The following is a 25,310-nucleotide window of genomic DNA, read 5'->3' as shown; positions in this document are numbered from 1 at the left end:
TTATCACCCGCCCCACCCCCCCCCCGCGCTGGCGGGCGCGCGCGCCGGGCCCCCCCCGCCCCCCCCGCCCCGCGGGCCCCGGCCCCCCCCCCCCCCCCGCGCCCGCCCCCCGCGGTCCCGTCGAGCGCCAGGTGCCGGTCGCGATCGGTGCCGAGGACGCGGAGCACGCCGTCCGCGCTCTTGTGGACGAGGCGGCGCCCGTCCGGGACGAGCCGAACCGCGCCACGGCCGCCGGAGTCGCCGCCGGCGTGCAGGCGGCGGCCGTGCGGTCCGGCCAGGTCCCAGAACCACACGGTCCCGTCCTCGTAGACGGCGGCGGCGAACCGTCCGTCCGGGGTGAGGTCGACCGCGTGCACCGGGCCGTGCCGCGCCCCGACGGTGTGGACGCACCGCCCGGCCGCGACGTTGTAGAGCCGGATCCTGCCGTCCCGCTCCGCGGTCAGCACGAACCCGCCGTCGGGGGTGACGGCGAGCGGGACCACGTACCCGTCCCGGCGCCAGGGCACCCGTCGTTCGTGCACGAGGCCGGCGTCGGCGACCTCGCCGGACTCGACCACGCGCGTCGTCGCGAGCACCTCGGGTTCCCGCGACTGCCGCCCGGCCAGTGCGTCGAGGAGCACGCGGGCGGCGCCGAGGTCGCCGCGCTCCAGGTGGATCCGGGCCAGCGCGAGCCGCACCTCCCAGTGGTCGCCGGTGTGCGCGCGGAACGCCTCCATCCCGGTGACCAGCTCGTCGTCGGTGATCTCGCCCCGGCGCCACTGCGCGAGCCCGGCGTTGTAGACGGCCCGGGTGTGCTGCGGATCGGCCGCCAGGGCCTGCTCGAACGCCGCCTCGGCCTCTGCCGGACGGCCGAGGTCGAGCAGCGACAACGCCCGGTTGTTGAGTTCATCGGCGAGCAGGTCGGCCATGACCGGCGCGCGCCGGGGGTACGGCCGGCCGGTGACGGCCCGGTAGGTGTCGACCAGTTCGGCGGCGACGTCGACCATGGCGCCGGGCCGACCGGCGGGGTGCTCGCGCAGGCACCGTTCGAGCAGGTCGCCGAGAGCCCGCGGGAGGGCTACCGCGCCGGGCACGACGCCCGCGCGGTAGCCCGCCAGCGCGATGCCCGCAGTGGGTCCGTACGTCCAGGTGGCCCTGCCGACGCACATCTCCAGCACCGACACCGCGAAGCTGTAGATGTCGGTGCGCCGGCTCACCGGCATCCCGTCCGCCTGCTCGGGCGAGGCGTACCGCGGGGTCAACCCGCCGCCCCCGGGGACCGGGACGCTCGCGCCGGGAGCGGCGGCGGGGCCGGTCAGGGCCAGGTCCCTGGCCCGGGCCAGTCCGAAGTCGGTGATCTTGGCGGTGCCGTCGTCGTCGAGCAGCACGTTGGCGGGCTTGACGTCCCGGTGCACCAGGCCGTGGCCGTGCGCGTGGTCAATGCCCCACGCGGTCTGGATCGCGATGTCCAGGATCCGACCCAGCACCTCGGGCGCGTCGCCCTCGTACAGCCGCCGGTCCGCGATCCAGTCGTACAGGCTGCCGCCGGGGACGTACTCCGCGAACACCCGCGGCACACCTCCGAGCACGCGCACGTAGTAGCAGTGGCACACCTGCGGGTGCAGCCCGAGCGACACCCAGGTCTCCGCCTCCTCGACGAACCGCTGCCTGCTCGCCGCACTGTCGAACAGCTCGGGCCGGGGGCACTTCACCGCGAGATCGATGTTCCACCCCAGGTGCCGGACCCGGTACACCACACCCATCCCGCCCTGTCCGTGCACGGCAGTCACCTCATAGCGGTCGTCGACCACCTGGCCTTTCCGCCACATCGGCGCCGGCTCACGCATCCGCGTCGCCGAGCACGTTCAGGTCGGACGGCACCAGCGTGCCGGTCCGCAGCAGCGCCTGGATCAGGTTGTGGTTCAACGCGTTGCCCACCGGCTCGCCGACGCCGTCCTCGCGCCGGAGGCCGGGGACCGGATCCGGGCCCGCGGCGAGCCGCCGGCGCACGGCGTTGACGGTGTGCGCCGCCTTGTTCTGCGTCCACCGCCTGCCGCCGTCCACCTGGTTGAGGTCCGCGGCCACCTGTTTCCACGACACCGGCTGGGCGTAGCGGTCCTGCCGCAGGTACCGCTGGGCCAGCGCGGTGAGCACCAGCCGTTCCTCCGGGCTCAAGTCGTAGGCGTCAGGGGGCTTCGTCCGCTCGTGCTCCCCGCCTTCGGAGCCTGCCGTCCCGGCGCCGACGACGTGCAACTCCAGCAGGTGTGCCCGGTGCTTCGAGGAACAGATGAACAGCGGGGTGTAGCCGGGCGCGAGGGCCACCTCCTGGCCGGCGAGCAGCAGGAGGTCGCCGGGGAGCTGGAGCGGCAGGCTCCCCTTGTTGTTGGAGATCCACCACTCCCGGCCGTCACCGACCACCGCCCCGTGCGACCGGCTGACGTAGGGATCGGTGACGCCGATGGGCACGTGCACGTCGTCCCTGCTCCGCCCGAAGCGAAGGACGAACTCCTGCTCCTGGGGCGGCACGACGAACCCACCGTCCGCCGCCAGCGCGAAGATGGTGCCCGTCGGCATGTCCGGCACCCCACGCGCCAGGCTGGGCGTGCCCGCCGGCAACGGGTGGGGCCGGGGATTCCTGTTCGTCACGCAGGCTCCTTTCAGGCAACGGCAGGCTATCGCGCACGTCTTGAGACCGGTCTCAAACGCGCACGCGCCCCGCCCCCACCTGCGGCGATGCTCCGTGCCGAAGCCGCCGTCAAGGGTCCGGGCACCCGGCCGGGGTGTCGTGTCCAGGCAGCCCGGCGAAGTGGCTTCCCCGGCCCGACCACATCGGCGACCTGATCAACGAGTACGAACCCTCTGCCGCCCAACCACTCGTCAGACGGCGTGACCGACTGCTCGCACCCCACAGGGGTGTGAAATCGGCGCGAGTTGGGCAACCCGGTGCCTGTACCGATCACATCGGCGGCTTCATCGGCCGCGCCGTCTTCGGCTCCGACATCGGCAGCTTCTTCGACCTGAGCACCTGGCTGCTGGCCATCCTGGGCTCGCTGATCGTGCTCGGCATCTACCACGTCGTCACCAAGCGCGGCCACCGCTCACACAGCTGACCCCACCGAACCACCCGGGCCCGTCGGTCATCCACCGGCGGGCCCGACCCATGTCCACCACCGCGCAGCGGTTCCGAGTGGGTGACGGGTGCCGCGCGGTTCGGTGGTGGTGGGGTGTGGGCGGTGCTGCGGTTCGGTGTGCCGGCCTTCCCGACCGACGAGAAGCATGCGGCGCGTCCGGTTGTGGAGGCGTTGAGCTGGTTGGCCGGTATCGCGGGCCTGGTGGTGGCCGTCGTGGCATTGACGGTGGCACGGGGTCCGTGATCGGCGTCATGCAGGGCGGCATCCTGGTGCAGGGGGGACCTGAACACGGCGGGTGCGCACCGGCACGATCGTGATCACCTCGCGCCAGAGCGGCGGCTGGCGGGAAGTGGAAACCTACATGATCACCCTCGACGCGAACACGATCGGCGTGCACCGCCTGATCCGCGCCGTCACCCGCACCCCCGACCCCGACGACCCCCACCGACTGCCGCACGCGACACCGCCACCACGACCTCCTGCCGCCTGCTCGACATCGGAAGCGTTCCCGGTGCCGTGGAATGTCGCGTCGTGCGGCGATCGGTGGTTGGTGCGGAGCTGTGGGTGCGGGATGGTTGTGCTGTGCGGGGAGGAGGTTCGTGTGGCAGGGCATCGGCGTGGTCGGTGGTTGGCGGCTGCCGGTGGTGCGGCCGCGGGCGGTGTTGTGGTGTGGGTGGTGGTGCGGTTCGGGTTGGTCGGGTGGCTGAGTGACGAGGGGCATGGGGCCCGGCCGCTCGTGGAGGGGTTGAGCTGGGTCGCGGGTATCGGCGGCCTGGTGGTCGGGGTGGCGACGCTGGCGATCGCGGTGCGACCGGGGCGTGCCGCCGTCGCGGAGGTTCCCTCCGCGCCCGGGACGGGTGGTTCGCAGGCGGTCTCGGGCCGGGGTGTGATCGTCAATGGCGGCGTGTCGGGTGGTTCCGGTTCCGGCCCGACAGTGGGGGTGAATCTCGGCCGGATCGGTGAGACGTCGCCGGACGCCACGTCGGCGGCGCGCGGTGGCCGTGCCCCGACGTCCGGGTCGGTGTCGATCACCGGTGGCGTGGGCGGTCACGGCGGGACCGCCGTGGGTGTTGTGCAGGGTGACCTGGTGGTCGGTGGTCCGGGTGTGCCGGTGATGGAGTCGCGTGCGGTGGCGCCGGGCGTGGGCCGGGTTCCGGTGGAGCCCGGTGTGTTCGTGGGCCGGGTCGAAGAGCTGGCACGGCTGGAATCGGCGGTGGTCCGGACTGGTGCTCGCGCGGTGGTGGTGGCGGTGCACGGTCTGGGCGGGGTCGGCAAGAGCACGCTGGCCGCCCGGTTCGCCGAACAGCACGCCGGTCGGTTTTCCTTGACGTGGTGGATGACCGCGGATTCGCCTTCGGCGGTCGTGGCGGGGTTGGCGGAGCTGGCGGACGCGGTGGCGCCGGAGGCGGCGGTGCTGCCGTCGGAGCAGCGGGTGGAGTTGGGTCTGCGCTGGCTGGCGAGCCACGACGGGTGGTTGCTGGTCTTGGACAACGTGATCACCCCCGAGGACGTGGAGGGCGTGCTGGAGCGGGTGCGCACGGGCACGGTGGTGATCACCAGTCGTCGGCGCTCCGGGTGGCGGGCGGTGGAGAAGGTCCTGCTGGACGTGTTGTCGGAGCGCGAGGCGGCGGAGTTGCTGGCCCGGCTCGTGCGGTCGGAGTGGCCGGAGGCCGACCTGGATGGTGGGGACCGGTTGTGCGCGGAGTTGGGGTGGTTGCCGTTGGCGGTGGAGCAGGCGGGCGCCTACATCGCCCAGAACCGCATCACCCCGGCCGCCTACCTCGACCTGTTGGCGCGTTTCCCGGCGCGGATGTTCACCGCGACGGCGGAGGGCGGTGACGCGCAACGGACGATGGCCCGGGTCTGGCACGTCACCCTCGACCGCTTGGCCGACACCCCGGCGGCGGGCCGAGTGCTGCGGGAACTGGCCTGGTACGCACCCGACGGCATCCCCCGCGCCATGCTCGGTGGTGGCGGTGCGCTCGGGGAACCGGAGCTGTCCGAGGCGTTGGGACGCCTGGCCGCCTACAACATGATCGGCCTCACGGCCGACGCCGTGGCGGTGCACCGCCTGGTACAGGCGGTCACCCGCACCCCCGACCCGGCCGACCGCCACCGGCAACCCGCGGACATCGCCACCGCCCGGGACAACGCCACCACCACCCTGACGACAGCGCTCTCCGGGCACAACCCGCGCGATCCCGTCGACTGGCCCGCCTACCGGATGGTCCTGCCCCACGCACGGGCCCTGCTCGGCCACGCCTCCCCGGACACCGACACCACGCAGACCGGTCGGCTCCTCAACGAGCTGGGCCGCTATTTGACGGGGCAGGGCGACGTCGGCACCGCCATCGCGTACCACACCCGCGCCGCCGACAGTTGCCAACGCCTCAACGGCCCCGACCACTCGATGACGCTGGCTTCGCGGCACAGCCTGGCCCACGCCCACCTGGCGGCCGGCGACCCGAGCCGAGCGATCCCGCTGTTGGAGGCGGTCGTCGCCGACGAAGAGCGGGTGTTCGGCCCTGACCACCCGGCCACGCTGAAGTCGCGGAGCTACCTGGCCGACGCCTTCTGGACGGCGGGTGAGCTGAGCCGAGCCCTCCCGCTGCGCGAATCGAACCTGGCTCGCCAGGAGCGGGTGCTGGGCACCGACCACCCGGACACGGTGTCCTCACGAGGCAACCTGGCCCACTCCTACCTGTCGGCGGGCGATCCCGGTCGGGCGCTGGCGCTGTACGAGGTCACCGTCGCGGACTCGGAGCGGGTACGCGGCCCCGATCACCCGGAGACGTTGACTTCCAAGAACAACCTGGCTTTCGCCTACCAGTCGGTCGGTGACCTGGGTCGGGCGATCCGGCTGTTCGAGGCGACCCTTGCCGACCGCGAACGGGTCTTGGGCCCCGCCCACCCGGACACGCTGATTTCGCGGGGCAACCTTGGCAACGCCTACGAGTCGGCGGGCGATCCCGGTCGGGCGCTGGCGCTGTACGAGGTCGCCGTCGCGGACGCGGAGCGGGTACTCGGCCGTGACCACCCGAACACATCGATATGGCGCAACCACCTGGCACACGCCTGCGAGTCGGTCGGTGACCTGGGTCGGGCGATCCGGCTGTACGAGGCGACCCTTGCCGACCGCGAGCGGGTGTTGGGAAGGGACCACACGCTCACCTCGCGGACCCACCTCGCCGACGCCTACGAGTCGGCGGGTGACCTGGGTCGGGCGATCCCGTTGTACGAGGCTGCCGTCGCCGACCTGGAGCGAGTGCTGGGAAGGGACCACAACGACACGTTGACGTCGCGGCACAACCTGGCCTACGCCTACATGTCGGTCGGCGACCTGGTCCGGGCGACCCGGCTGTACGAGGCTGCCGTCGCCGACAGCGAACGGGTGCGGGGAGCCGACCACCCCGACACGCTGACCTCGCGGCACAACCTGGCCCACGCCTACTGGGCGATGGGCGACCTGGATCGGGCGATCCCGCTGCTCGAGTCCACGCTCGTCGCCAGCGAGCGGGCGCTCGGACCCGACCACCCCACGACCAGGACGATCCGCTCAAGCCTGAGAACCGCGAGATCGTCATGAACGCTCACGCGCCGCAGCCACCGACCGGCCGCCTGCCTGGAACCACCGCTCATCGGCATGAACGAACGACTGATGCCGCGAAAGTCCTCACTGATCCGCAGTGGCTCGGCCGAGCGTCGTCGAAACGCGCCATCTCGTGTCTGACCGGCTACCGCCGCCTGACCGTCCGCCACGAACGCCGCACCGACAACTACTGCGGCCTCCTAACCCGAGCTACAGCGCAGAACCTGCCGAATGATATCTGGCACCGCTTCAGCCAACCCTTCCGCAATCTTTCAGGCAAAGTCGCAGCAGTGCCTTTGGAAGGCCAGCCAGACCGACTGATCGGCGACCACCTTCTCCGATTCACTCCCTTCACGTTCTTCAACTTCGGCCGTTAGAAGAATTTTAATCCCCCACGACGACTTCAACACCTGGTACACATACGTTCTCATGACTTGAACCTCAAACATCCCGAAAACATCCTCCGAAAAGTAATGCCCAGTGCCCCGCGCGGTCGGCCTCGAGATGCAGCCCAGGCCGTGATCATGAACTCCGCCCCACAAGAGACTCATCAGGCATCGGCGGGGCGTTGGACTGTCGTGCGAAGTCGGCAACTGTGCATGGCCGTCACCGTCAAAGCGGCCGGATCCTCCGGCGTCCATTGCGGATAGAGCATCACTGAACCACCTAATGGGACGTGGATCGCAACCACCGTTGCGTCTACGGTCACAAACGAGCAAGGGCGCCACGCGAAGCAATGACGCGACGAGAGGAACTTCCATGGTTGAGAGCGAGCCGGACTGGTCCGAGGTGCTGGGGTTCAACCGCATGCCGAGGCACATCATCGAGAAGCGCGTCACCGAACTGATGGACCTCTCGGGCAAGAAGGCGATCGTCACCGGTTCCGGCGGCGCCGGGCTGGGACAGGCGATCGCCAACCGCCTGGCCGGTCTCGGCGCCGACGTCGCGCTGGTCGACGTCAACGAGGAGGGCGCGAAGGAGAACGCTCGGATCGTCCGCGAGCGGTGGGGCGGCACCGCCATCCCCTTCCGCGCCGACGTGTCGGACTGGGACGAGGTCCACGGGGTGGTCGCGGAAGCCCGCGACGCGCTCGGCGGCCTCGACATCATGGTCAACAACCCGGTCATGCTGGTCTCGGGTGCGTTCGACACCTACACGAAGGATCAGCTCGACTACACGGTCCACGGCTCGCTCACGATGCTGATGTACGGCGCGCACGCGGCGCTCGAGCACATGCTGCCGGTCGGGCACGGCCGCATCATCAACATTTCGTCGGTCGGCGGGCGCATCCAGCACCGGGGCCTGACCGTCTACAACTCTGCGAAGTCCGGCGTGATCGGCTTCACCCGCAACCTGGCGCACGAGTTCGTGTCCCGCGGGATCTCAGTGCTCGGCGTCGCGCCCGGGATCATGGTGAGCGAGCCGCTCGAGAAGCTCGTCCTGAACCCGCCCGACGAGCAGATGCGGATCGGACGCGAGTCGATGTACGAGTCCATCCGCCAGTACGTGCAGGTGGGGCGTGCCTCCCTCCCCGAGGAGGTCGCCAACATGGTGGGCTATCTCAGCACCGAGGCCGCCGACTACATGTGCGGCCAGACCATCGACGTCGCCGGCGGCCAGTACATGAACTGACGCGGACCCGAGTTCATGCCACCGCTCCAACGAGGAGGCGGGAGAGGGCTGGCGGTACGGGTTCCACCGGCACCGCACGATCGACTACGACGTCGTCACGGAAGGGGAGCACTGGCTCCACCTCGAGGACGGGGAGGTGTTCCTCCGCGCGGGCGACGTCGTGGTGCAGCGCAACACCAACCACGCCTGGCAGCGGCACGGCTACGAGGGCCCGTGCTCGTTCGTCGGGACGCTGATCATGGTGCACGGCGGGAAGCCCGCCGCCCAACCGATCCTCCCTGCGACGCTGTCACCGCCGCAGGGGCTGGGGGAACGCCGCTCGGAGCCGGTCGAGCACCGGGCCGAGGTCGCCTTCGTTGTCGCGGGACGACCGCCATGCGACGGAGGTCACCGGCGCGAGCGTCGGGCTGAAGGGCCGGACCGCGACCCCCGGCGCCATGACGTACTGATGCCAGGGCGCGCTCGGATGCATCGGCACGAGGCAGCAGTACCCGCCACTCGCGATGAGCGCCGCGAAGCCGCCGACGATGTCGAACTCCGCCACGAGGATGTCGTGAGCGGCCACGCCGATGCGCTCGAACGCGGCGGTCGTGATGACGTCCGTCCCCGCGGGGACGAGGATCGTGAAGTCGGCGAGGGTGTCGATCGTCGCGACGGCATCCGGCGGCAGAGCGCCTTCCGGCAGGGCGAGTCCCTGCGTCTCGACGAGGATCGGCAGCGACGACAGGCTCCTGTGCTCGATCGGCTCCTGGACGATCGCCAGGTCCAGGTCGCCCGCGAGCACGGCGCGGATCTGCGTCCGCGGAAGGAGCGGCCGCAGCTGGACCTCGATGAGATCCGTCCCGGCGGCGCTCGTGGCCTCTGTGACCGAGCGGAGCACATCGTGCGGCACGGAGCGGAAGCCGAGGCTGATGTCGGCTCGTCCCCGCGCACGCCGCTGCATGTCGTGCGTGAGTGAGTCGACCTCCGCGACCGCGCGCTCGGCTCGGGGGATGAGCGCCATCCCGAGCACCGTCAGCTCCACCTTCCGCGTGTCGCGGGTGAAGAGGGATCCGCCGATCTCAGCCTCGAGCTGCTGGATCGCTCGGCTCAGAGGAGACGGGTTGATGTGCAGCTGCTTGGCCGCGCGCGTGAAGTTCAGCGTGTCGGCGACGGCGAGGAAGTATCGCAGGCTTCGGATGTCCACGGGCGACATTATGACCCTCACAGCAACATTGCGTCGCCTTTCCGGACGTGGACCGGCCAGATTGTTGCGAATAGAGTCGCTATCTGGAACGAAAGGTGTCAACGATGACTCAGCACCAGGCCGTCGTCTACCGAGGCGCGACCGTGATCACCGGCGCCGAGGGGGGACCGGTGATCCCTTCCGCGGACCTCGTCGTGGACGAGGGCAGGATCGTCGCCGTCGGTCCGGCGGGAACGGCGGACAGCGGAGGCGAGGTCGTGGACCTCGGCGGCCGGTTCGTGATGCCGGCGATCATCAACCCCCACGTCCACATCGGCTACATGCGCGACGGCTTCGAGGACGCTGCGCACTACTCGCGCGAGAACATCCTCGATCACCTGCGACGCTTCGCCTACCACGGCGTCGGCGTCGTCCAGTCGCTCGGCACCGACCGGGACGACACCGAGCTGGCCCTCCGCGAGGAGCAGCGGTCGGGAGAGCTTCGCGAGACGGGGCTCGCGACGCTCTACACGGCGGGCACGGGGCTCGTGGCACCCACCCCGGGCAGTACGAACGGCGGCGCTCACTTCGCCGCGGACGTGCTCCGCGAGGTCACCGACCCGGAGGCCGCCCGTCGGGAGGTGCGGGCGCTGGCGGCCAAGCGCGTCGACGTCGTCAAGTTCTGGCTCGACAGCCGCAACGGGACGAAAGCGAAGATGGAGCCGCCCGTGTACCGCGCCATCATCGACCAAGCGCACCGTGAGGGATTGCGGGTCATCGCGCACATCCACGACCTCGACGACGCCAAGGGCGTGATCCGGACGGGCGTCGACGGCACCGCGCACCTCGTGCGCGAGCCCGGCCCGGACCGGGAGCTCATCGACCTCCTGCTCGAGCGCGACGTCTTCATGTTCACCTCCCTCGGCATCCAGCGCGGGATCACCCTGGGCGCGGCGCTGCTGGACGACCCCTTCCTGGCCGAGACGGTCACCGAGACCGAGCGCGACGTCCTCCGCGAGCAGCTCAAGGCCGCTCCGGAGCAGGTCGTGCGGTACATGACCGGCGTCTACCGGACCCTGCGGGACGAGGTGAAGGAGCTCGTGGCGGCCGGCGTGCGGCTCGTCCTCTCGGCCGACACCGGGCTGTCGAGCCAGTTCCCCGGATTCGCCGAGCACTTCGAGCTCGCGTCGATGGTGGACGCCGGGATGACGCCCGCGCAGGCCATCGACGCGGGGACCGCCCAGGCCGCCCGGGTGCTCGGCATCGAGCGCCTGCAGGGCACGCTCGCCGCCGGCAAGAAGGCGGACTTCGTCGTCCTCGCGGCGAACCCCCTGGACGACATCGTCCACACGCGCCGGATCGTCGACGTCCACCTCGCCGGCGAACGCGTCGACCGCCAGGGCCTGCGCGCCCGGTGGACCGCCTGAGAACCGGTGAGAGCCATGACGAACGTGAACGACAAGCCCAGCGGTCTTCCCGAGCTGCTCAGCCGGGGCGAGACCCTCGTGATCCCGTCGATGTACGACGGGATCAGCGCCCTCCTGGTCAAGGAGTTCGGCTTCGAGGCCGCCTACATCGGCAGCTACGGCACCGGCGCAACGAAGTACGGTCTCCCCGACGTGGGCTACATCAGCGCGGAGGACATGGCCGACCAGGTGCGGCGGCTCTGCGACATCGTCGACGTGCCGATCGTCGTAGACGGGGAGGGTGGCTGGGGCAACCCCGTCCACGTCGCGCGCGCCGTGCGCCTGCTGGAGCGGTCCGGCGCCGCGGCCACCCACCTCGAGGACCACGAGTTCGGCAAGCACATCACGCAGACGCCGCGTCTGCTGGCGGTGGAGGCCGCGACCGACAAGGTCAAGGCGGCCGTCGACGCGCGAGAGTCCAGCGACTTCCTCATCATCGCCCGCACCGATGCCGCGCACGTCGAAGGACCCGAGGCAGCCGTCGACCGTCTCCTGGCCTACCAGGCCGCCGGGGCGGACGCCCTCTTCATCGCGGGCAACCTCGACGAGCCCGCGTGGAAGAGGCTCCGGGACAGCTCCGACGCGCCGGTCCTCATCACGGATCTCCCCGGTCTGACGGCCGCCGACCTCGGCGCGCTCGGCGCGTCCGCGGTCGTCTACTACGGGCTCGCGCACATCGCCGCGACTCAGGGCATCCGGAGGGCGTTCGCCGAGCTGGCGGAGACCCGGGCGACCCTCCGCGCCAGCGAGGAACTCGGCGGCATCCAGGGGGTCATCGGCTACGACTCCTTCCTCGGCATCGACGAGGTGCGCCGTCTCGCCTCCGCCTACGGGCTCCTGGACTGACCTCGCTCACGTCCCCGCACGCACCATCGAGAGGAACGTACGATGACGTACACCTACAACGACCCCGCATCCGTGCCCGACGACCTCAAGGACTGGCCCGGGCACACCGGGAACTGGGGCCGCTGGCCGAACGACCGCGGCACCCTCAACCTGCTCACCCCCGAGTCCACGCTCCGCGGCATCCGCGCCGTGCGAACCGGCGAGGTCTTCACCTGCGCCCGACCCGTCGTCGGCCTCAGCACGCTCGAGAAGTACCCGCAGCCGGAGGGCTTCGACCTCGGCGGGATGGGCGACCACATCAAGTCCTTCGACCCGCATCACGGGCCCACCCACATCGACGGCCTCGGCCACATCTTCTTCAAGGGCTACGGGTTCAACGGCTACTCGATCGACGAGGTCTTCGACGAGACCGGCACCAGGAAGCTCAGCATGATGAACGAGGTCGGGATCGTCACGCGCGGCGTGTTCGTCGACGTCGCGCGCCGGAGGGGCGTCGACGCGCTCGCCGACGACGACTGCGTGTACGTCGAGGACATCGCCGACGCCGCCGAGCGCCTCCAGCCCGGCGACGCGTTCGTCGTGCGGCTCGGCCCGCGCAGGAACCTGGAGAGCGTCGACCCCTCCGCCGGGTTCCACTACGAGTGCGTCGAGCTGATCGCGAGCAAGGACGCCGCAGTGCTCGCCTCCGACTCGCCGAGCGACCGCTTCCCCTCCGCGACGCCGGAGATCGCGTGGGCGCCCATCCACACGCTCGCGGAGACCTTCTACGGCATCCCGCTCATCCACGACATGGATCTGCAGGCCGTCGGCGAGACCTGCGCGGCGCGGGGACGCGACGACTTCCTGTTCATCGCCTCTCCGCCGAACATCCACGGCACCACGGGGCAACTCGTCCAACCGCTCATCGTGCTCTGATCGGAGGGTTGGCTGTGCTGGGTCCGCAACACGGATCGCGGCGGGTCGTGCGGCCACGTCATCGGCTCGTTGCGTTGTCGTGTCCGTTGTCGTGGTGCCGTGGGCTGAGGAGGTGACGCATGCGGGAACTGGTCGGCCGTCTGACGGCTCTCGATCCCCATGTGAGCGAGTCACTCAAAGTCATCACCTACTTCGACGAGCTGATCGCCGGTGGCGTCGGGGTCCCGTCGTTGTTGCGGGGTGCGGCGTTGCTGTCCGGAACCATCGCCGGCGTCGAGGTGGCCGGCCGGGTCACGCGGATGGTCGCGACCGGCGCCGCACCGCCTGCGGGTGCTCATGGTGAGTGGCCGGAACGACGGAGCACGGGCGGCCGGGTGTGGCTCGAACGTACCGGTGAGCCCAACGCCAACGACGAGCTGATCCTGGAACGGGTCGGCCTCGCCCTGGACGTGCTGGCCTCTCGCCGTCTCATGACGCCGGAGAACTCCGTCGCCGTGGCGATCGACGCCGACCATCCGGTGCCGGATCGGGTCGCGGCGCTGGATCGGCTGCGGATCGTGCCGTCGGCGCGGGTGCGGCTCGTGGTGGCTCCGGTCGACGTGGTGGTCCTCGACGTGGCGTCGACGGTGTACCCGACGGCACGTGGGCTGGTCCGGGTCGTGATCGACACCGGCGGCACGCTCCGGGTCCGCCGCGCCGGAGTCGGGGCCCGAACCCGCGCCGACCGACTCCCGGCGAGCCTGCCGGCCGCGGTGGCGGCGTTGCGGCTGACCGACGACCGCATCCCCCGGATCGACGCCGCCGATCTCGGCAGCCTCCTGCCGATCGTGCTCGACGCGGTCGAGTCCGGCCACGCCGACGCCGACCTCGCCGCGGTCCGCGCCCTCGACGCGCAGAGCCGCCTGATCGCCGACGCGCTGGCTGAACACGACAGCGTGCGGGCCGCCGCCGCGGCGCTGGGGCTGCACCACTCGACCGTGCACGCCCGGCACGACGCGATCACAGAACAGCTGGGCTGGGACCCGCGGTCCGTGCCCGGCCGGATGCGGTACATCATCGCCAGGATGTGCCAGCGTGTCATCGGGAGCTAGCCGGGGTCACCCATCCGACGGATGTCGGTGTCCCGGCCGTGTTCCGCGCACATGCGTCGGTTACGCCACCGGCCGCCGCCGACTGATCATTTCCGCCATGACGGCACGACATGGGCAGGCCCTGGTCAACCCGCTGATCGATCTGCTCGAAGCGGACAGACCCGTGTTCGGTGTCTGGGTCAACTACTACGGCGTCGACGCCGATCACCAGACCGCCGCGACCGCTCAGGCGAACCCCGGCTATGACTTCCTGCTCTACGACCTCGAGCACCAGCCCTACGACGTGGGGCGGCTCCGGCGGTTCCTCCAGGACCTCCTCGACCCCGCGGTCCTGGCCGGCGCGGGTCGCGCGGCGATCAAGCCGGTCATCGCGCGTCTGCCGTGTGCCGGACGGGAGATGAACTCGTGGGTCGTCAAGCAGGTGCTCGACGCCGGTGTCGCGGGCCTGATGTTCCCGCACATCGAGACCGCGCAGGAGGCGCTGGCCGCCGTCGCCGCGTCGCGGTACCCGCAGCGGCCCGGCGCGCCCGACTACGAGCCGGAGGGCAGGCGTGGTTTCAGCCCCGCCGTGCCGGCGCGTTACTGGGGCCTGGACCAGCTCGCCTACGTCGAGCGGTCCGACGTGTGGGGGCTGGACCCCGACGGCGAACTCCTGCTGATCTTCATCATCGAGAGCTACCGGGGAGTCGAGAACGTCCGCGAGATCGCGTCGGCGCTGCGCGACGCCGGCGTCAAGGCCATCCTCTGGGCCGGCGGCGGCGACCTCGCCCTGTCGAACGGCGAGCCGCCCTACGGCGCGGCGATGCCCAGGACGGTCGAGGGCATCGACGCCGTCCTCGCCGCCGGGCGGGAGTTCGGCCTCCCGGTGGGCCTGAACGACTACGCCGACGTCGAAGCCGACTACGCGAGGGGCGCCCGCGCCTTCTTCGCGATCGGCCCGCACATGCCGGCCGGATCGCCGCTCACCGCCGACCAGCGCGGCAGGCTCAACCGTTAGGGGACAACCGTGACCGACTTCGACGTGCCCGCCACCGACGCCGACACCGTCGCCGGCTACTTCGACAGCCTCGGCAACTGGGGCCGGTGGGGCGACGACGACCGCCTCGGGACCCTCAACCTCATCACGCCGGCGAAGCGGCGCGAGTCCGCGGCGCTGATCCGGGAGGGAACCGCCGTCTCCCTGTCCCGCGACATCGACCCCGAGCACCCGGACCCCCTCCACACCGGGATCGCGGTCGTCCAGCGCTTCATGCAGATCGGCGAGGTCTCCCACCATGTCGGCAAGGACGGCAGCCGGTTCGACTCGGTCACCGACTACGTCGGGATCGCCGCCCACGGCTCCAACACCCACCTGGACGGCCTCGCCCACTACTCGTGGGACGGCAGGATGTACAACGGGTACGTCGTCGACGACGAGGTCACCTCGATCCGGGGCTCGCGGAAGCTCTCCGTCAGCGACGCCGGCAAGGGCATCGTCAGCCGGGGCGTGCTGCTCGACATCCCCGCTCTGCACGGCGTCCCGTGGCTGGAGCCGGGGCACCCGATCACCGTGGCCGAGCTGGAGGAGGCCGAGCGCCGGCAGGGCGTCACCGTCGGCTCTGGCGACGTTCTGCTGGTGCACACCGGGCACGTCGCCCGCACCCTCGAGCACGGGGTGGAGGTGCTGAACGGCCTCGCCAAGCAGGCCGGCCTGCACGCGTCGTGCCTGCCGTGGATCCGGGAGCGCGACATCGCGGCCCTCGGCAGCGACGCGATCCAGGACGTGCAGCCGTCGGGCTACCCCGACCTGTCGTTCCTGCGGCCGATCCACACGGTGGGCCTGGTGGCGTTGGGCCTGTGGCTCATCGACAACCTCGAGCTGCGCGAGTTCGTCGAGGCGCTGCGAGCCGGCGACCGGTACGAGTTCTTCTTCGCCATGCTGCCCTGGCGGCTCAAGGGCGTGACCTCCAGCGCGACCAACCCCATCGCGATCCTCTAGAAGGGTGGCCCGAATGTGCGCACTTCCCCGCCCGCCGCTGGACCCCGAGCTCGCCGCCGGGCTGGCGCTGATCCCGGACCAGGTCACGCCACGCACGCTCGAGACCCTGCCCGCGGTGCGCCAGGCGGTCACGCCGCTCGAGGCGGTCGTCGGCGACCGTCCGATCGAGGTCACCGAGCACACCGTCACGAGCTACGACGGCGCCGAGATCATCGTGACCGTGTTCCGCCGAGAGGGGCACAGCGACGCCGCCGTGCCCGGTGTGTACCACATCCACGGCGGCGGCATGATCACCGGGAACCGGTTCCGCGGCGCCCAGTGGTTCGTTCCCTGGATCGAGGAGTTCGACGTGGTCGCCGCGACCGTCGAGTACCGGCTCGCGCCGGAGAACCCCGACCCGACACCGGTGGAGGACTGCTACGCGGGCCTGGAGTGGTTCACGCGGAACGCGGCCGAGTTCGGGTTCGACCCCGACCGTGTGCTGGTGATGGGCGGCAGCGCCGGTGGCGGTCTCGCGGCCGGCGTGACGCTGCTCGCCCGCGACCGAGGGGGGCCCGGGATCGCGTGGCAGTTCCTCAGCTGCCCGATGCTCGACGACCGTGACCAGACCGTCTCCACGCGGCAGATCGTCGACGGTGTCCCATGGGCGCGCGACAGCAACCGGTTCGGCTGGCAGTCGCTCCTCGGCGAGCGCTACGGCACCGACGACGTGTCCGTCTACGCCGCCCCGGCGCGCGCCACCGACCTCAGCGGGCTGCCCCCGACCTACCTGGACGTCGGTGACGCCGAGGTGTTCCGGGACGAGGTGGTCGCCTTCGCGAGCAAGCTGTGGGAGGCCGGCATCAACTGCGAGCTGCACGTCTGGGCCGGCGGGTTCCACGGCTTCGGGATGATCTACTCCGCGCAGGTGAGCGTCCAGGCGGCTCAGGCAGGCAACGACTGGATCAGCCGGCAGTTCAGCCGGCTCCCGCGCCGACCAGGGGACGTGGCATGAGGAATCTTTCGGGTGTGGCCGCACTCGTCACCGGGGCGGCGGGCGGCATCGGCCTCGGCATCGCGCAGGCCCTTGTCGCCGAAGGCGCCCGGGTCGCGCTGGCCGACCGGGACGAGGAGGAGCTCGCCGGCACCGTCGCCTCCCTGCGCGACAGCGGAGCGGACGTGCTGGCTATTGCTCTCGACGTCACCGACCGAGCCGGCTGGGCCGCAGCCGCGGAAACGGTACACAGCACGTGGGGTCCGGTCAGCGTGCTGGTCAACAACGCCGGGGTGAGCAGCCTCGGCCTCGGCTTCGACGAGGTCGACGCGACCATGTGGGACCGCATGGTCGCGGTCAACCTGACCGGCGTCTACAACGGGATCAGCACCTTCTACGCCGACCTGACCGGCGCCGGTGACGCCCACATCGTCAACACGGCATCGATCGGCGGCTTGCTCGGCACCGCCCGACTGGCACCGTACTCAGCGACCAAGGCTGCGGTGATCGCGCTCAGCGAAGCGTTGCGCGACGAGTTCGCACAGGCCGGTGTCGGGGTCAGCGTGCTGTGCCCCGGCCCGGTTCGCAGCCGCCTGTGGCGAACCTCGCGATCGCTACGAGGGCTCCCCGACACCGACACGCCACCGACGGACCTGAGCGGGCAGTCCGCGCACGCCGACATGCTGCCCGCCGAAGTCGGCGATCTCGTCGTGCGCGGAATCCACGACAACGAGCCCTACATCATGACCCACGACTTCACCGTCATCCTCGACGTCCGCGACCGAGCCCTGCGCGAGGCGTTCACGGGTACCCGCACGCTCGACCTCCCGGATTCACCGCCCTGATCGCAGGCGGTAGATCGCGCCGCGGTTGCCGGCGAACGCCGACACCAGGGGAGCAGGTTTCCGCGCCGTAGCAGAGGTCGAGATCCTGCCGGCGCATGGGACGCGACCGGCGCACGGAGGGACTACTCACCCTGGACCCCCACCTGGAACGGCGTTGGTCCACCGCTCCCCCACGGCGCCGCCGGGCCTCAGGCTCGTGACGGCGACGATGTGGTCGGCGAGCGCGTCGACCGTGTCCTCGTAGATGGTCGCCGGCTCGATCGCCGCCCAGCGCAGGTGTCCGAGGATCTCCAGGTTCACCAGGCCGTGCGGTTCCCGATCCGCGACCGGGACGGCAAGTTCCCGGCACTGTTCGACGCCGTCCTCGCCGACGCGGGCATCCGGGTCGTTCTCAGCGGAGTCCGGATCCCGCGGATGAACGCGATCACGGAGCGCTGGATCCAGAGCCGCCGACGGGAACTGCTTGACCGAACGCTGATCTGGAACCAACAGCACCTGCTCCACGCGCTGCGCGAGTACGAGCGCTGCTACAACACCCGCCGGCCCCACCAATGCCGTACCGCTGCCACCAGCCGTCACCGATCAAGCAGCCGTCACCGGACTCGACATCCGCCGACGGCAGCGACTGGGCGGCCTCCGGGCTCGGACGCCCACACCGTTGACCGCCGCGTCCTCGTGGACCTTCTCGTGCAGGCCCACGAGGACGGTGACTTCGAGTCGACACTGCGCAAGTCGGCGATCAGCCCAGCTTGACCTGCCCGTCGAACCTCTTGCCCGGGTACCACGGTCGCGTCTGCAGGTCGCGGAATCCCGGGATGTCCTCGACCGCCTTGATCATCTCCCGGCGCTGCCCGCGGTCGGGCAGCGGGCCGCGCATGGCGGCCCAGTTGTCCGCCAGGTGCCGGGGGTTGGTGGTCGCCACGTTCACCACGGTCACCGCCGGGTGGGCCAGGACGTACTTCAGGAAGAACTGCGCCCAGCTTTCCGCCCCGATGTCCCGTGCCACCCTGGGGAGCCTGCGGTCGCCCACGATCTCGTGCAGGCGGGCCTTCTCCAGTGCCATGTGGACCATGACGGCCGTGCCGTGGTCCTGGCACAGCTTCAGCAACCGCTCCTCCACGCCACGGTACTGGATCGAGTAGTGGATCTGCACGAAGTCCAGATCGCCGTTGCGGATCCAGTGCTCGATCACCGGGTAGTACAGCTGGTCGTGGTGGGTGATGCCCAGCATGCGGATCTTCTTCTCCTGCTTCCACCGGCGCAGGACGGGGATCTGCATCTCCGGCGCCACCACGTTGTGCACCTGCACCACATCCAGGCTGTCACGGCCGAGCGCGGCGAGTGACTGCTCGCGTTGCGCGACCGCCGCCGAGTCGTTGTTCAGGTACGGCCCGGTGGCCCACAACTTGTTGCTGACGAACATCTGCCGGTTGATGCCCATCTCCTGGCCGAGCTCACCGATGTTCTTCTCGGAGAGCCCGTAGAGCGGCGAGACGTCGACCACCCGACCACCGGCGTTCCAGTAGTCGGTCAGCACCTGGCGCAGGTCCTCTCGCGGGAGGTGGTCCCAGCGGTCGAACGTCATGAACGTGCCGAGCCCCATGGCCGGCACCCGCTCGCCGGTGGACGGGATGGTGCGCCACAGGATGCCGGACCCGTTCGCCCTCGGGGTGGAAGCGGCGGCGGCACCGGACGTGTCGGCGAACCCGGCCACGAGTCCCGCGCCGAGCGCGGTCGCTCCGGCCGCCTTGATCACTGACCGGCGGGAAGGCTTGGGCATGGGCGAACTCCTCTGCTGGGGATCAGGTCGCCCGGATCCTGTCGGGAAGTCGCCTTCGCCGTCTTCCACGTCCCGAACGCTTACCAGAATCGGTCAGGCGTTCCGGCGGGCCTTCCGGTAGCCGAGCGGGGTGTCGCCGACCATGCGCCGGAACACGGTGGTCAGGTGGCTCTGACTGGACATGCCGACGTCGTGCGCGATCCGCGCGATCGGCAGCTCCGAGCGGGCGAGCAGCTCGGTCGCGCGGTCCACCCGGCGTCGCATCACGTACCGGTGGGGCGGCACGCCCGTCGCCTTCTTGAACGCGCGGCCGAAGTGGTGCCGGTCGACGCCGGCCACGTCGGCCAGCCGATCGAGTCGCAGGTCGTCACCGAGGTGCTCGTCGATGTACTCGATCACCGTGCGCAGCCGGCTCCCCGACAGGCCGGGTGCGGCGGCCGGGCGGCTCGGCGCGAGGTTCGAGCAGGTGCGGAGCAGGTGCAGCGCCAGGGTGGCGGCGATGGAGTCGACGTAGAGCTGACCAGCCAGGCCGCCCGTGCGGGCCTCGTCCCGCAGTTCCAACGCCAACTGGCGGACAAGCGGGTCCGGGCTGTTCGTGAAGCCCGTGAACTCCAGGCTGCCGGGGTTGATGCCGCCGGGCAGCCGGTGAGGGTCGAGGCGGATGGTCACGTAGTCGATCACGCCTTCGCCGTGCCAGGCCCGCCGTTCGCGGTTGGCGGGGATGAAGCTGACGGCCCCGGGGAAGTCGGCGCCGACGTAGCGCCGGCCGCCGTCGATCCGGGCTTCCGTGCGGGCGGTCGTCCCCCCGAGCGTGACGAACATCAGGTGCTCGGGCAGCCGGCAGAGGCCCTCGGTGGCCGGGCCGCCCTGCCATCGGGCCAGTTCGACGCCGAGCCCGGACCAGTGGTACTCCCGCCGCTGCAGATACCGGCCGCCCGACTCGCGAACCCCGCCCACCGTCGCCACGCAGTCAGTGTGGGGACGGGCGGGTTGGGTGCGCGTGAGACGTCGAGGTGCCGTCACCCAAGTACTGCTCTACGCCCAGCTGTCGCGCCACCAGTAGCGGCCGATGACAAGTTCCTCCAGGTCACCGATCGTGCCGACACCGGCCTCCGGGTCGCCCTCCAGGCCCAGGCGGACGTCGGTGACCACGTGGCTGGCCTCGCGGATCTCGCAGCCGGCCCGGAGCACCTCGGAGGGTGTCCCGGTCGCCGCGGCAACCACGTCGAGCACGATCCCGGTGTGCGGGCCGCTGAACCGGATCAGGAAAACCAGTCGTCGACCGGCTCGCCGAACCGGGCCCACTCGAAGTCCAGCAGGGCGGTGACGGTGTCACCGTCGGCGAGCCAGTTGTCCCAGTCGCAGTCGCCGTGCACGGGTACGTCGGCGTCGGCGCGTTCGGGCGCGTGGTCGGCGATCGAGGACAGGCCGGTGACGACCCGGCGCGGGACGAGACCGTCGCGATCGGCCGCGCGCAGCCGGTCGATCTCCGCGCGCAACGCTTCCCTGCCGGTGAAGCCGCCCTGGGGCAACGGCCGGCGCAGGATTTCGGCGGCGTCGGAGTCGGGCTTCCAGGCGTGCAGCCGGTCGAGGCGCTCGGTGGGCGCGGGCGGGGCACCGCCGGGCACGGAATCGAGCTTCGGCACCGGGTCGTCCTCCATGTCCCGTCCCGGAGCCGGTCCACGAGCCAGAACCGAGCCCATGAGGTGGAGCCGGACAGTGCCCTGTTCGCCCAACTCTGCGGGTTCCGGACCTCGCCGCTGCGGCCGCCCCGGCCTGGTTCGATATTGAACACCCCAACCTGCTCGCCGCTCAGCGCATTGCGGTCATTCCAGTCGGGATGTACCGAATCCGATTGCGGGTAGTAGGAACAGCGGCTTTCCTTCGGCCACCTGTGGGATTTCCGGGCGCGTGTCGCCGGTTCTAAGCTTGCTTTACGGGTAGGTCGAGACCTGCGGTGACCAGCGTCGGAAGAACCGCATTCCAGCGGTTCGGCGGTCCGGTGGTTCCGGCACATCGGTGTTCGCGTGCTCGGCACACGTGACGCATGACGATTTCCACGTGACGAATAGCCGTCGACGACCGTCGGCGCACCCCGCGTCCAAGAGAGGTGTCCGAACCATGGCCAGACTCATCCGCCGGCTCGGCACGGCGCTGTTCGCCGTGCTGCTCCTCCTCGGGTTCGCGCCCGCCATCGCGCAGGCGATACCGGCCGGTCCGTTCTCCATCTCAGTCCGACATTCCGGCATGTGCCTGGAGGTCGACCACGGTTACCTCGACCCGGGCACGCGGGTCCTCCAGTGGCCCTGCCATGGCGGCCAGCACCAGTTGTGGCGCATCGACGACGCGGGCGAGGGATACGTCAAGGTGCGGGCGGAGCACAGCGGGCACTGCCTGGAGGTCGACCACGGCTACGTCCACGCCGGCGCCGCGGTGCTCCAGTGGTGGTGCCACGCGGGCACCCACCAGCAGTGGCAGATCGTCAACCGGGGCGACGGCTGGTTCCAGCTCAGGGCCCGGCACAGCGGCAAGTGCCTCGAAGTCGAGGCCGGGAGCTACAGCTCGGGTGCCTGGCTGCTCCAGTGGGACTGCCACGGCGGCACCCACCAGCTGTGGCGCACCTGAACAGCGGTTCGGAAGGTGATCATCCGTGATCGGAACGGCGCGCCGGTTCGACACGGCGCTGTTCGCGGCGGCACTCCTGATCGGCTTGCCGCCCGTGGTGGCGCAAGCGATCACGGCGTTGCGATCGGAGGCGAGGGTGGAGCCGGTGAGCGGGCCGCTGGCGAGCTGGTCGAGCAGTTGCCGGGCACTGGACGTGCCGGCCGCGGCGGTCCCGTTCCGGGATCGTGCTCGGTGATCTGGTGGATGCGCAGTGCTCCGGCCTTGGCGGCCAAGGAGGTGCGAACCTTGGCTTCCTCGGTGCCGGCCAGGCTGACCGAGGCCGCGAGCTCGGCGAGCTCGGTGACGTCCAGTTCCTCGCCGAGCCGGCGCAGCGTCGCCCACGGGGTCGTGCGGGTGAGGCAGGCGGTGTCCAAGGCGCGGCAGATCTGCTCGAACGCCCACCGCCGCCTACACCGGCCTGCGCTGGGGTGAACTGACCGGCCTGCAATGGTCACGGGTCGACACGGCCAACGCCGAGATCCGCGTCGACGGCAAGGACGGCGCCCTGCACGAGGTCGGCGGCAAACTCACCCTCGGACCGCCCAACACCCCCGCCAGCGTCCGCACCGTGCACCTCCCCCGGGTTCCTGGTCGACCTGCCCCACGACGGCCCCACGCCCGATTCGTGTTCACCGGAACCGACGGCGGCTTCCACCGACGCTCCAACTTCCGCCAACGGGTCTGGCTACCCGCCCTGCGCGGCGACACCTCCACCGGCCGACCGCGGATCAACCCCGACATGATGCACTTCCACGACCTGTGCCACACCCACAAGACCCGGCTCATCGAGGACGGCGTCCCCGAAGTACTCCAGCACAAGAGGATCGGCCACAAGTTCCACGGCGTCATGGGCGTCTACTCCCACGTCACCCAACCCATGATCGACGCCATGCTCGCCGCACTCCACCACCGCTGGGAGCAAACCCGGGAGCGAACGGGGAGCACGAACCCCTGACCACCTTCGCAAATACGGAGGTGGTCAAGATCATCCGCTCCCGAATTGCTCCCCGCAACGATCAACGGCCCGCAGACGAAGATCGTCTACGAGCCGTTGACCGGGCAAAACCCACTGTGGGCGATACTGGGATCGAACCAGTGACCTCTTCGGTGTGAATGAAGCCAGAATTAATCCTCTACCAGCGCAAACCGAATTACCGCCGAAAATGCGTGGCCGTTGAAGCCGTTGAACGCGGCTGAACGCTATTCAAAGCGTCCGACGGCTCCCATTCTGCTCCCAGCGTCCGCTCCCACGCACTCCCCCCGCTTGCTGACGGTCCGCGGACCGCTGACTGTGATGATCGCGCATCCGACCCTCATCTGGCCCAGGCAGCCGATGCACCGGTCGACGCGGAGGACAAGGGGGCGTATACGTCAGCCCGCTATCGTGTCGGTGTGGCCGCAGCAGCTGCGCACACGCCATCGTCGGAGGTCGAGATGACCCCGAGGCGATCCGCACCGCACTGTTGCCCGAGGAACGCGACGCCTTCGACGCCGACTGTCGACACGCCCTGGGCCAGGCCGCGGCCGAGTCCGGCCTCGAACCGGTCCGCAGCGTTATCGAGCAGTGGTGGCGCATCGCCACCGTCACCCGGCACGACCCCGCCGCCCACCGGAGGATGCTCGGCCGCATCGACCAGACCCACCACCGGCCAGACACCCGGATGGCTGCGCACCTGGGACGAACTGCAGACGGAGCGCGGCGGCCGATAGGTGACCATCAGATCCAACTCCCCGACGAAGTCTGGGGCCAGATCCACGCACTGCCGGCAGAGACCGATGAACCGCTGTCCGAGGCCATGACCCTGCTGACCCATGAACCTGGCACGGCGAGCCCTACCACCGCGCCAACCCCACCGGCGCCCTACGCCAACTCGTCTACGGGTACGGCAACGGCCTCATCGTCTACCTCATCCTCGAACAACAAAAACGCGACAAGTACGAACCGACAGGCTGCGTAACCGCAGGTCAAGCCGCCTAGCCGACTTCTGGCACCCCCACACCCCCAGGGCGGCGCAGGCCGGGGTCGACCGGTTGGCCGGGAAGCTGGACGGACGTCGCCGGGTCCGGGACGGCCGGCGCACGACGCGGTCGCCGAACTCACGGCTGCGGAACAGTTGCGCACGCCGCCGCCGACGGCGTTCCCGGCCGAGTTCGACGTCTCGCGCGGTTGCATAGACACCTCCTGCTCGGTGTTGAGCCGGCCCTGATCCAGGTGGGTGAAACACGACGGTTCCGCGCAGCGGCCGGTGCTGGGGGTGCGACGCTGAGATGTTCGATACGCGGCACGGCGGGAGGTGCTTCCGTGCAATCCAATGCCGAGTCGCCGGTACACAACGTGGTGTCCGGGACCGGGGCAGTCGTGGTGCAAGCTGGCGTCGTCGAGGGTGATGTACGGGTTTCCGATCCGTCGCTGGCGCCGGTGGTACCGCGCCAACTTCCTGCCGCGCAGGAGTCGTTCACCGGACGCGTTGTCGAACTCGCCGTGTTGGAGCGCACGCTGTTGGGCACGGCCGAACCGCTCAGTGCGGAGACGGGCAAGGCGGTGGTGATTTCGGCGATCACCGGGGCCGGAGGGGTCGGCAAGACGTGGTTGGCGTTGGCCTGGGCGAATCGACACATCGCGCGGTATCCCGATGGCCAGTTGTTCGTGGACCTTCGGGGTTTCACTCCCGCCGGTGAACCGGTGGATCCTGCGGAGGCGCTGCGCGGGTTCCTTGTCGCCCTGGGAGTGAAACCCTCGCTCCTACCGTCCGATGTCGTCGCCTTGGCGGGGCTATATCGCAGCTTGGTCGCCGGCCGTCGCATGTTGGTCGTGTTGGACAACGCCGCGACCACCGCCCAGGTCGTACCGTTGTTGCCTGGCGGTGGGTCGTGTGCCGTGCTGGTGACCAGCCGCCATCGGCTGACCGGGCTGGTGGTCGGGCACGGTGCTCGGTCGCTAACCTTGGATGTCTTCACCGATGCCGAGGCCCGCGCGCTATTGGACACGTCGCTCGGGACCGAACGCACCGCGAACGAGGAGCGGGCGGTCTCGACGCTCATCCGATTGTGCGGCGGCTTTCCTCTGGCATTGACGGTCATCATTGCCCGTGCGCGCTTTCAGCCAGATCGTTCCCTGGCTGATGTCGTCACTGAACTCGGCAGGTTCGGTCTGGACGCTCTGGCTGAGCTTCCCCCGATAACCCGAGGCGGTTGTTACCTGGATGCGGTCGGTGCCGCCGGGATGGTAGCTGGCCGGGCCTGAGCGGTGTGCCAG

General features: G+C 70.3%; 27 protein-coding genes and 1 pseudogene. 19 read left to right on the top strand and 9 right to left on the bottom strand.

Going from position 1 to position 25,310, the window contains the following annotated elements; translation table 11 throughout:
* Together ACFXGA_RS30700 and ACFXGA_RS30695 are read right to left on the bottom strand one after the other, a co-directional pair.
* Positions 1-1,760, bottom strand: a 1,760-nt coding sequence (locus tag ACFXGA_RS30700; RefSeq protein WP_378093896.1) for a protein kinase, incomplete at its 3' end; no start/stop codon positions are given.
* A gap of 58 nt (positions 1,761-1,818) precedes the next feature.
* Positions 1,819-2,625 (bottom strand): FHA domain-containing protein, encoded by an 807-nt coding sequence (locus ACFXGA_RS30695; protein ID WP_378093894.1) that lies wholly within the window; start codon positions 2,623-2,625, stop codon positions 1,819-1,821.
* 269 nt (positions 2,626-2,894) lie between these two features.
* Here ACFXGA_RS30695 and ACFXGA_RS30690 point away from each other — a divergent pair, with 269 nt between their 5' ends.
* The 5 genes from ACFXGA_RS30690 (at position 2,895) to ACFXGA_RS30670 (ending at position 8,331) form a co-directional block, all read left to right on the top strand.
* Positions 2,895-3,089: a GlsB/YeaQ/YmgE family stress response membrane protein gene (locus tag ACFXGA_RS30690; RefSeq protein WP_378093891.1), complete on the top strand. Its 195-nt coding sequence runs from the start codon at positions 2,895-2,897 to the stop codon at positions 3,087-3,089.
* Between the two features lie 114 nt (positions 3,090-3,203).
* Positions 3,204-3,353, top strand: a complete 150-nt coding sequence (locus ACFXGA_RS30685) for a hypothetical protein (RefSeq protein ID WP_378093889.1) — start codon at positions 3,204-3,206, stop codon at positions 3,351-3,353.
* An 844-nt stretch (positions 3,354-4,197) separates the two neighbouring features.
* On the top strand, positions 4,198-6,696 hold the full coding sequence (locus ACFXGA_RS30680; protein WP_378093887.1) for a tetratricopeptide repeat protein: 2,499 nt from the start codon (positions 4,198-4,200) through the stop codon (positions 6,694-6,696).
* Complete coding sequence (locus tag ACFXGA_RS30675) at positions 6,693-7,076, top strand: hypothetical protein (RefSeq protein WP_378093885.1); 384 nt, start codon at positions 6,693-6,695, stop codon at positions 7,074-7,076. The genes ACFXGA_RS30680 and ACFXGA_RS30675 overlap by 4 nt, the downstream gene beginning before the upstream one ends.
* Before the next feature lie 430 nt (positions 7,077-7,506).
* Complete coding sequence (locus ACFXGA_RS30670; protein ID WP_378093883.1) at positions 7,507-8,331, top strand: SDR family NAD(P)-dependent oxidoreductase; 825 nt, start codon at positions 7,507-7,509, stop codon at positions 8,329-8,331.
* Positions 8,332-8,620: 289 nt separating this feature from the next.
* Here ACFXGA_RS30670 and ACFXGA_RS30665 read toward each other — a convergent pair whose 3' ends face one another.
* A complete protein-coding gene (locus ACFXGA_RS30665) occupies positions 8,621-9,517 on the bottom strand; it encodes a LysR family transcriptional regulator (RefSeq protein ID WP_378093881.1) in 897 nt (298 codons plus the stop codon).
* A 104-nt stretch (positions 9,518-9,621) separates the two neighbouring features.
* Between ACFXGA_RS30665 and ACFXGA_RS30660 the strand changes: the two genes are divergently transcribed.
* The 8 genes from ACFXGA_RS30660 (at position 9,622) to ACFXGA_RS30625 (ending at position 17,610) form a co-directional block, all read left to right on the top strand.
* Positions 9,622-10,923, top strand: a complete 1,302-nt coding sequence (locus ACFXGA_RS30660) for an amidohydrolase family protein (protein WP_378093879.1) — start codon at positions 9,622-9,624, stop codon at positions 10,921-10,923.
* A gap of 15 nt (positions 10,924-10,938) precedes the next feature.
* Positions 10,939-11,808: an oxaloacetate decarboxylase gene (locus tag ACFXGA_RS30655; protein WP_378093877.1), complete on the top strand. Its 870-nt coding sequence runs from the start codon at positions 10,939-10,941 to the stop codon at positions 11,806-11,808.
* 42 nt (positions 11,809-11,850) lie between these two features.
* Positions 11,851-12,723, top strand: coding sequence for a cyclase family protein (locus ACFXGA_RS30650; protein ID WP_378093875.1), 873 nt, complete (start codon positions 11,851-11,853; stop codon positions 12,721-12,723).
* Between the two features lie 161 nt (positions 12,724-12,884).
* Complete coding sequence (locus tag ACFXGA_RS30645) at positions 12,885-13,814, top strand: helix-turn-helix domain-containing protein (RefSeq protein ID WP_378093873.1); 930 nt, start codon at positions 12,885-12,887, stop codon at positions 13,812-13,814.
* Positions 13,815-13,911: 97 nt separating this feature from the next.
* Positions 13,912-14,811: an aldolase/citrate lyase family protein gene (locus ACFXGA_RS30640; RefSeq protein WP_378093871.1), complete on the top strand. Its 900-nt coding sequence runs from the start codon at positions 13,912-13,914 to the stop codon at positions 14,809-14,811.
* Between the two features lie 9 nt (positions 14,812-14,820).
* The gene (locus tag ACFXGA_RS30635; RefSeq protein ID WP_378093869.1) at positions 14,821-15,792 is read left to right on the top strand and encodes a cyclase family protein; all 972 of its coding nucleotides are present in this window, start codon (positions 14,821-14,823) and stop codon (positions 15,790-15,792) included.
* Between the two features lie 13 nt (positions 15,793-15,805).
* Entirely contained in the window at positions 15,806-16,786 is a 981-nt protein-coding gene (locus tag ACFXGA_RS30630; RefSeq protein WP_378093867.1) for an alpha/beta hydrolase, read from the top strand.
* Between the two features lie 14 nt (positions 16,787-16,800).
* A complete protein-coding gene (locus ACFXGA_RS30625; protein ID WP_378093865.1) occupies positions 16,801-17,610 on the top strand; it encodes an SDR family NAD(P)-dependent oxidoreductase in 810 nt (269 codons plus the stop codon).
* 126 nt (positions 17,611-17,736) lie between these two features.
* Here the strand turns inward: ACFXGA_RS30625 and ACFXGA_RS30620 are convergent, their stop codons facing one another.
* A complete protein-coding gene (locus ACFXGA_RS30620; protein WP_378093903.1) occupies positions 17,737-18,114 on the bottom strand; it encodes a hypothetical protein in 378 nt (125 codons plus the stop codon).
* On the opposite strand from ACFXGA_RS30620, the gene ACFXGA_RS30615 reads away from it, so the two are divergent.
* On the top strand, positions 18,025-18,363 hold the full coding sequence (locus ACFXGA_RS30615) for an integrase core domain-containing protein (RefSeq protein ID WP_378093899.1): 339 nt from the start codon (positions 18,025-18,027) through the stop codon (positions 18,361-18,363). The two genes, ACFXGA_RS30620 and ACFXGA_RS30615, sit on opposite strands and share 90 nt — an antisense overlap.
* On the opposite strand, the gene ACFXGA_RS30610 is transcribed toward ACFXGA_RS30615, so the two are convergent.
* From ACFXGA_RS30610 to ACFXGA_RS30595, 4 genes are all read right to left on the bottom strand, one after another.
* A complete protein-coding gene (locus tag ACFXGA_RS30610; RefSeq protein ID WP_378093863.1) occupies positions 18,350-19,390 on the bottom strand; it encodes an aldo/keto reductase in 1,041 nt (346 codons plus the stop codon). The two genes, ACFXGA_RS30615 and ACFXGA_RS30610, sit on opposite strands and share 14 nt — an antisense overlap.
* Before the next feature lie 93 nt (positions 19,391-19,483).
* The gene (locus ACFXGA_RS30605) at positions 19,484-20,356 is read right to left on the bottom strand and encodes a helix-turn-helix domain-containing protein (protein ID WP_378093861.1); all 873 of its coding nucleotides are present in this window, start codon (positions 20,354-20,356) and stop codon (positions 19,484-19,486) included.
* A 69-nt stretch (positions 20,357-20,425) separates the two neighbouring features.
* Complete coding sequence (locus ACFXGA_RS30600; protein ID WP_378093859.1) at positions 20,426-20,623, bottom strand: hypothetical protein; 198 nt, start codon at positions 20,621-20,623, stop codon at positions 20,426-20,428.
* Positions 20,624-20,652: 29 nt separating this feature from the next.
* Positions 20,653-21,051: a phosphotransferase gene (locus tag ACFXGA_RS30595; RefSeq protein WP_378093857.1), complete on the bottom strand. Its 399-nt coding sequence runs from the start codon at positions 21,049-21,051 to the stop codon at positions 20,653-20,655.
* Between the two features lie 460 nt (positions 21,052-21,511).
* Between ACFXGA_RS30595 and ACFXGA_RS30590 the strand changes: the two genes are divergently transcribed.
* Both ACFXGA_RS30590 and ACFXGA_RS30585 read left to right on the top strand, forming a co-directional pair.
* Positions 21,512-22,015: an RICIN domain-containing protein gene (locus tag ACFXGA_RS30590; RefSeq protein WP_378093855.1), complete on the top strand. Its 504-nt coding sequence runs from the start codon at positions 21,512-21,514 to the stop codon at positions 22,013-22,015.
* A 25-nt stretch (positions 22,016-22,040) separates the two neighbouring features.
* Complete coding sequence (locus ACFXGA_RS30585) at positions 22,041-22,250, top strand: hypothetical protein (protein ID WP_378093901.1); 210 nt, start codon at positions 22,041-22,043, stop codon at positions 22,248-22,250.
* Here the strand turns inward: ACFXGA_RS30585 and ACFXGA_RS30580 are convergent.
* Positions 22,243-22,461 (bottom strand): annotated as a pseudogene (locus tag ACFXGA_RS30580) (secretion system protein); the annotation flags it as partial. The gene ACFXGA_RS30585 and the pseudogene ACFXGA_RS30580 sit on opposite strands and share 8 nt — an antisense overlap.
* Before the next feature lie 11 nt (positions 22,462-22,472).
* Between ACFXGA_RS30580 and ACFXGA_RS30575 the strand changes: the two are divergent.
* The 3 genes from ACFXGA_RS30575 (at position 22,473) to ACFXGA_RS30565 (ending at position 25,298) form a co-directional block, all read left to right on the top strand.
* Positions 22,473-23,009, top strand: coding sequence for a tyrosine-type recombinase/integrase (locus ACFXGA_RS30575; protein WP_378093898.1), 537 nt, complete (start codon positions 22,473-22,475; stop codon positions 23,007-23,009).
* 508 nt (positions 23,010-23,517) lie between these two features.
* Positions 23,518-24,012: a DUF6247 family protein gene (locus ACFXGA_RS30570; RefSeq protein ID WP_378093853.1), complete on the top strand. Its 495-nt coding sequence runs from the start codon at positions 23,518-23,520 to the stop codon at positions 24,010-24,012.
* A 344-nt stretch (positions 24,013-24,356) separates the two neighbouring features.
* A complete protein-coding gene (locus ACFXGA_RS30565) occupies positions 24,357-25,298 on the top strand; it encodes an NB-ARC domain-containing protein (protein WP_378093851.1) in 942 nt (313 codons plus the stop codon).
* The last annotated feature ends 12 nt before the right edge of the window (positions 25,299-25,310 follow it).

Origin of the sequence: Actinosynnema sp. NPDC059335, from assembly GCF_042752395.1 — a bacterium.
Classification (GTDB): domain Bacteria; phylum Actinomycetota; class Actinomycetes; order Mycobacteriales; family Pseudonocardiaceae; genus Actinosynnema.
Note: the sequence above shows the minus strand (reverse complement) of the source record. Positions and strands in the feature narration are given on the sequence as shown.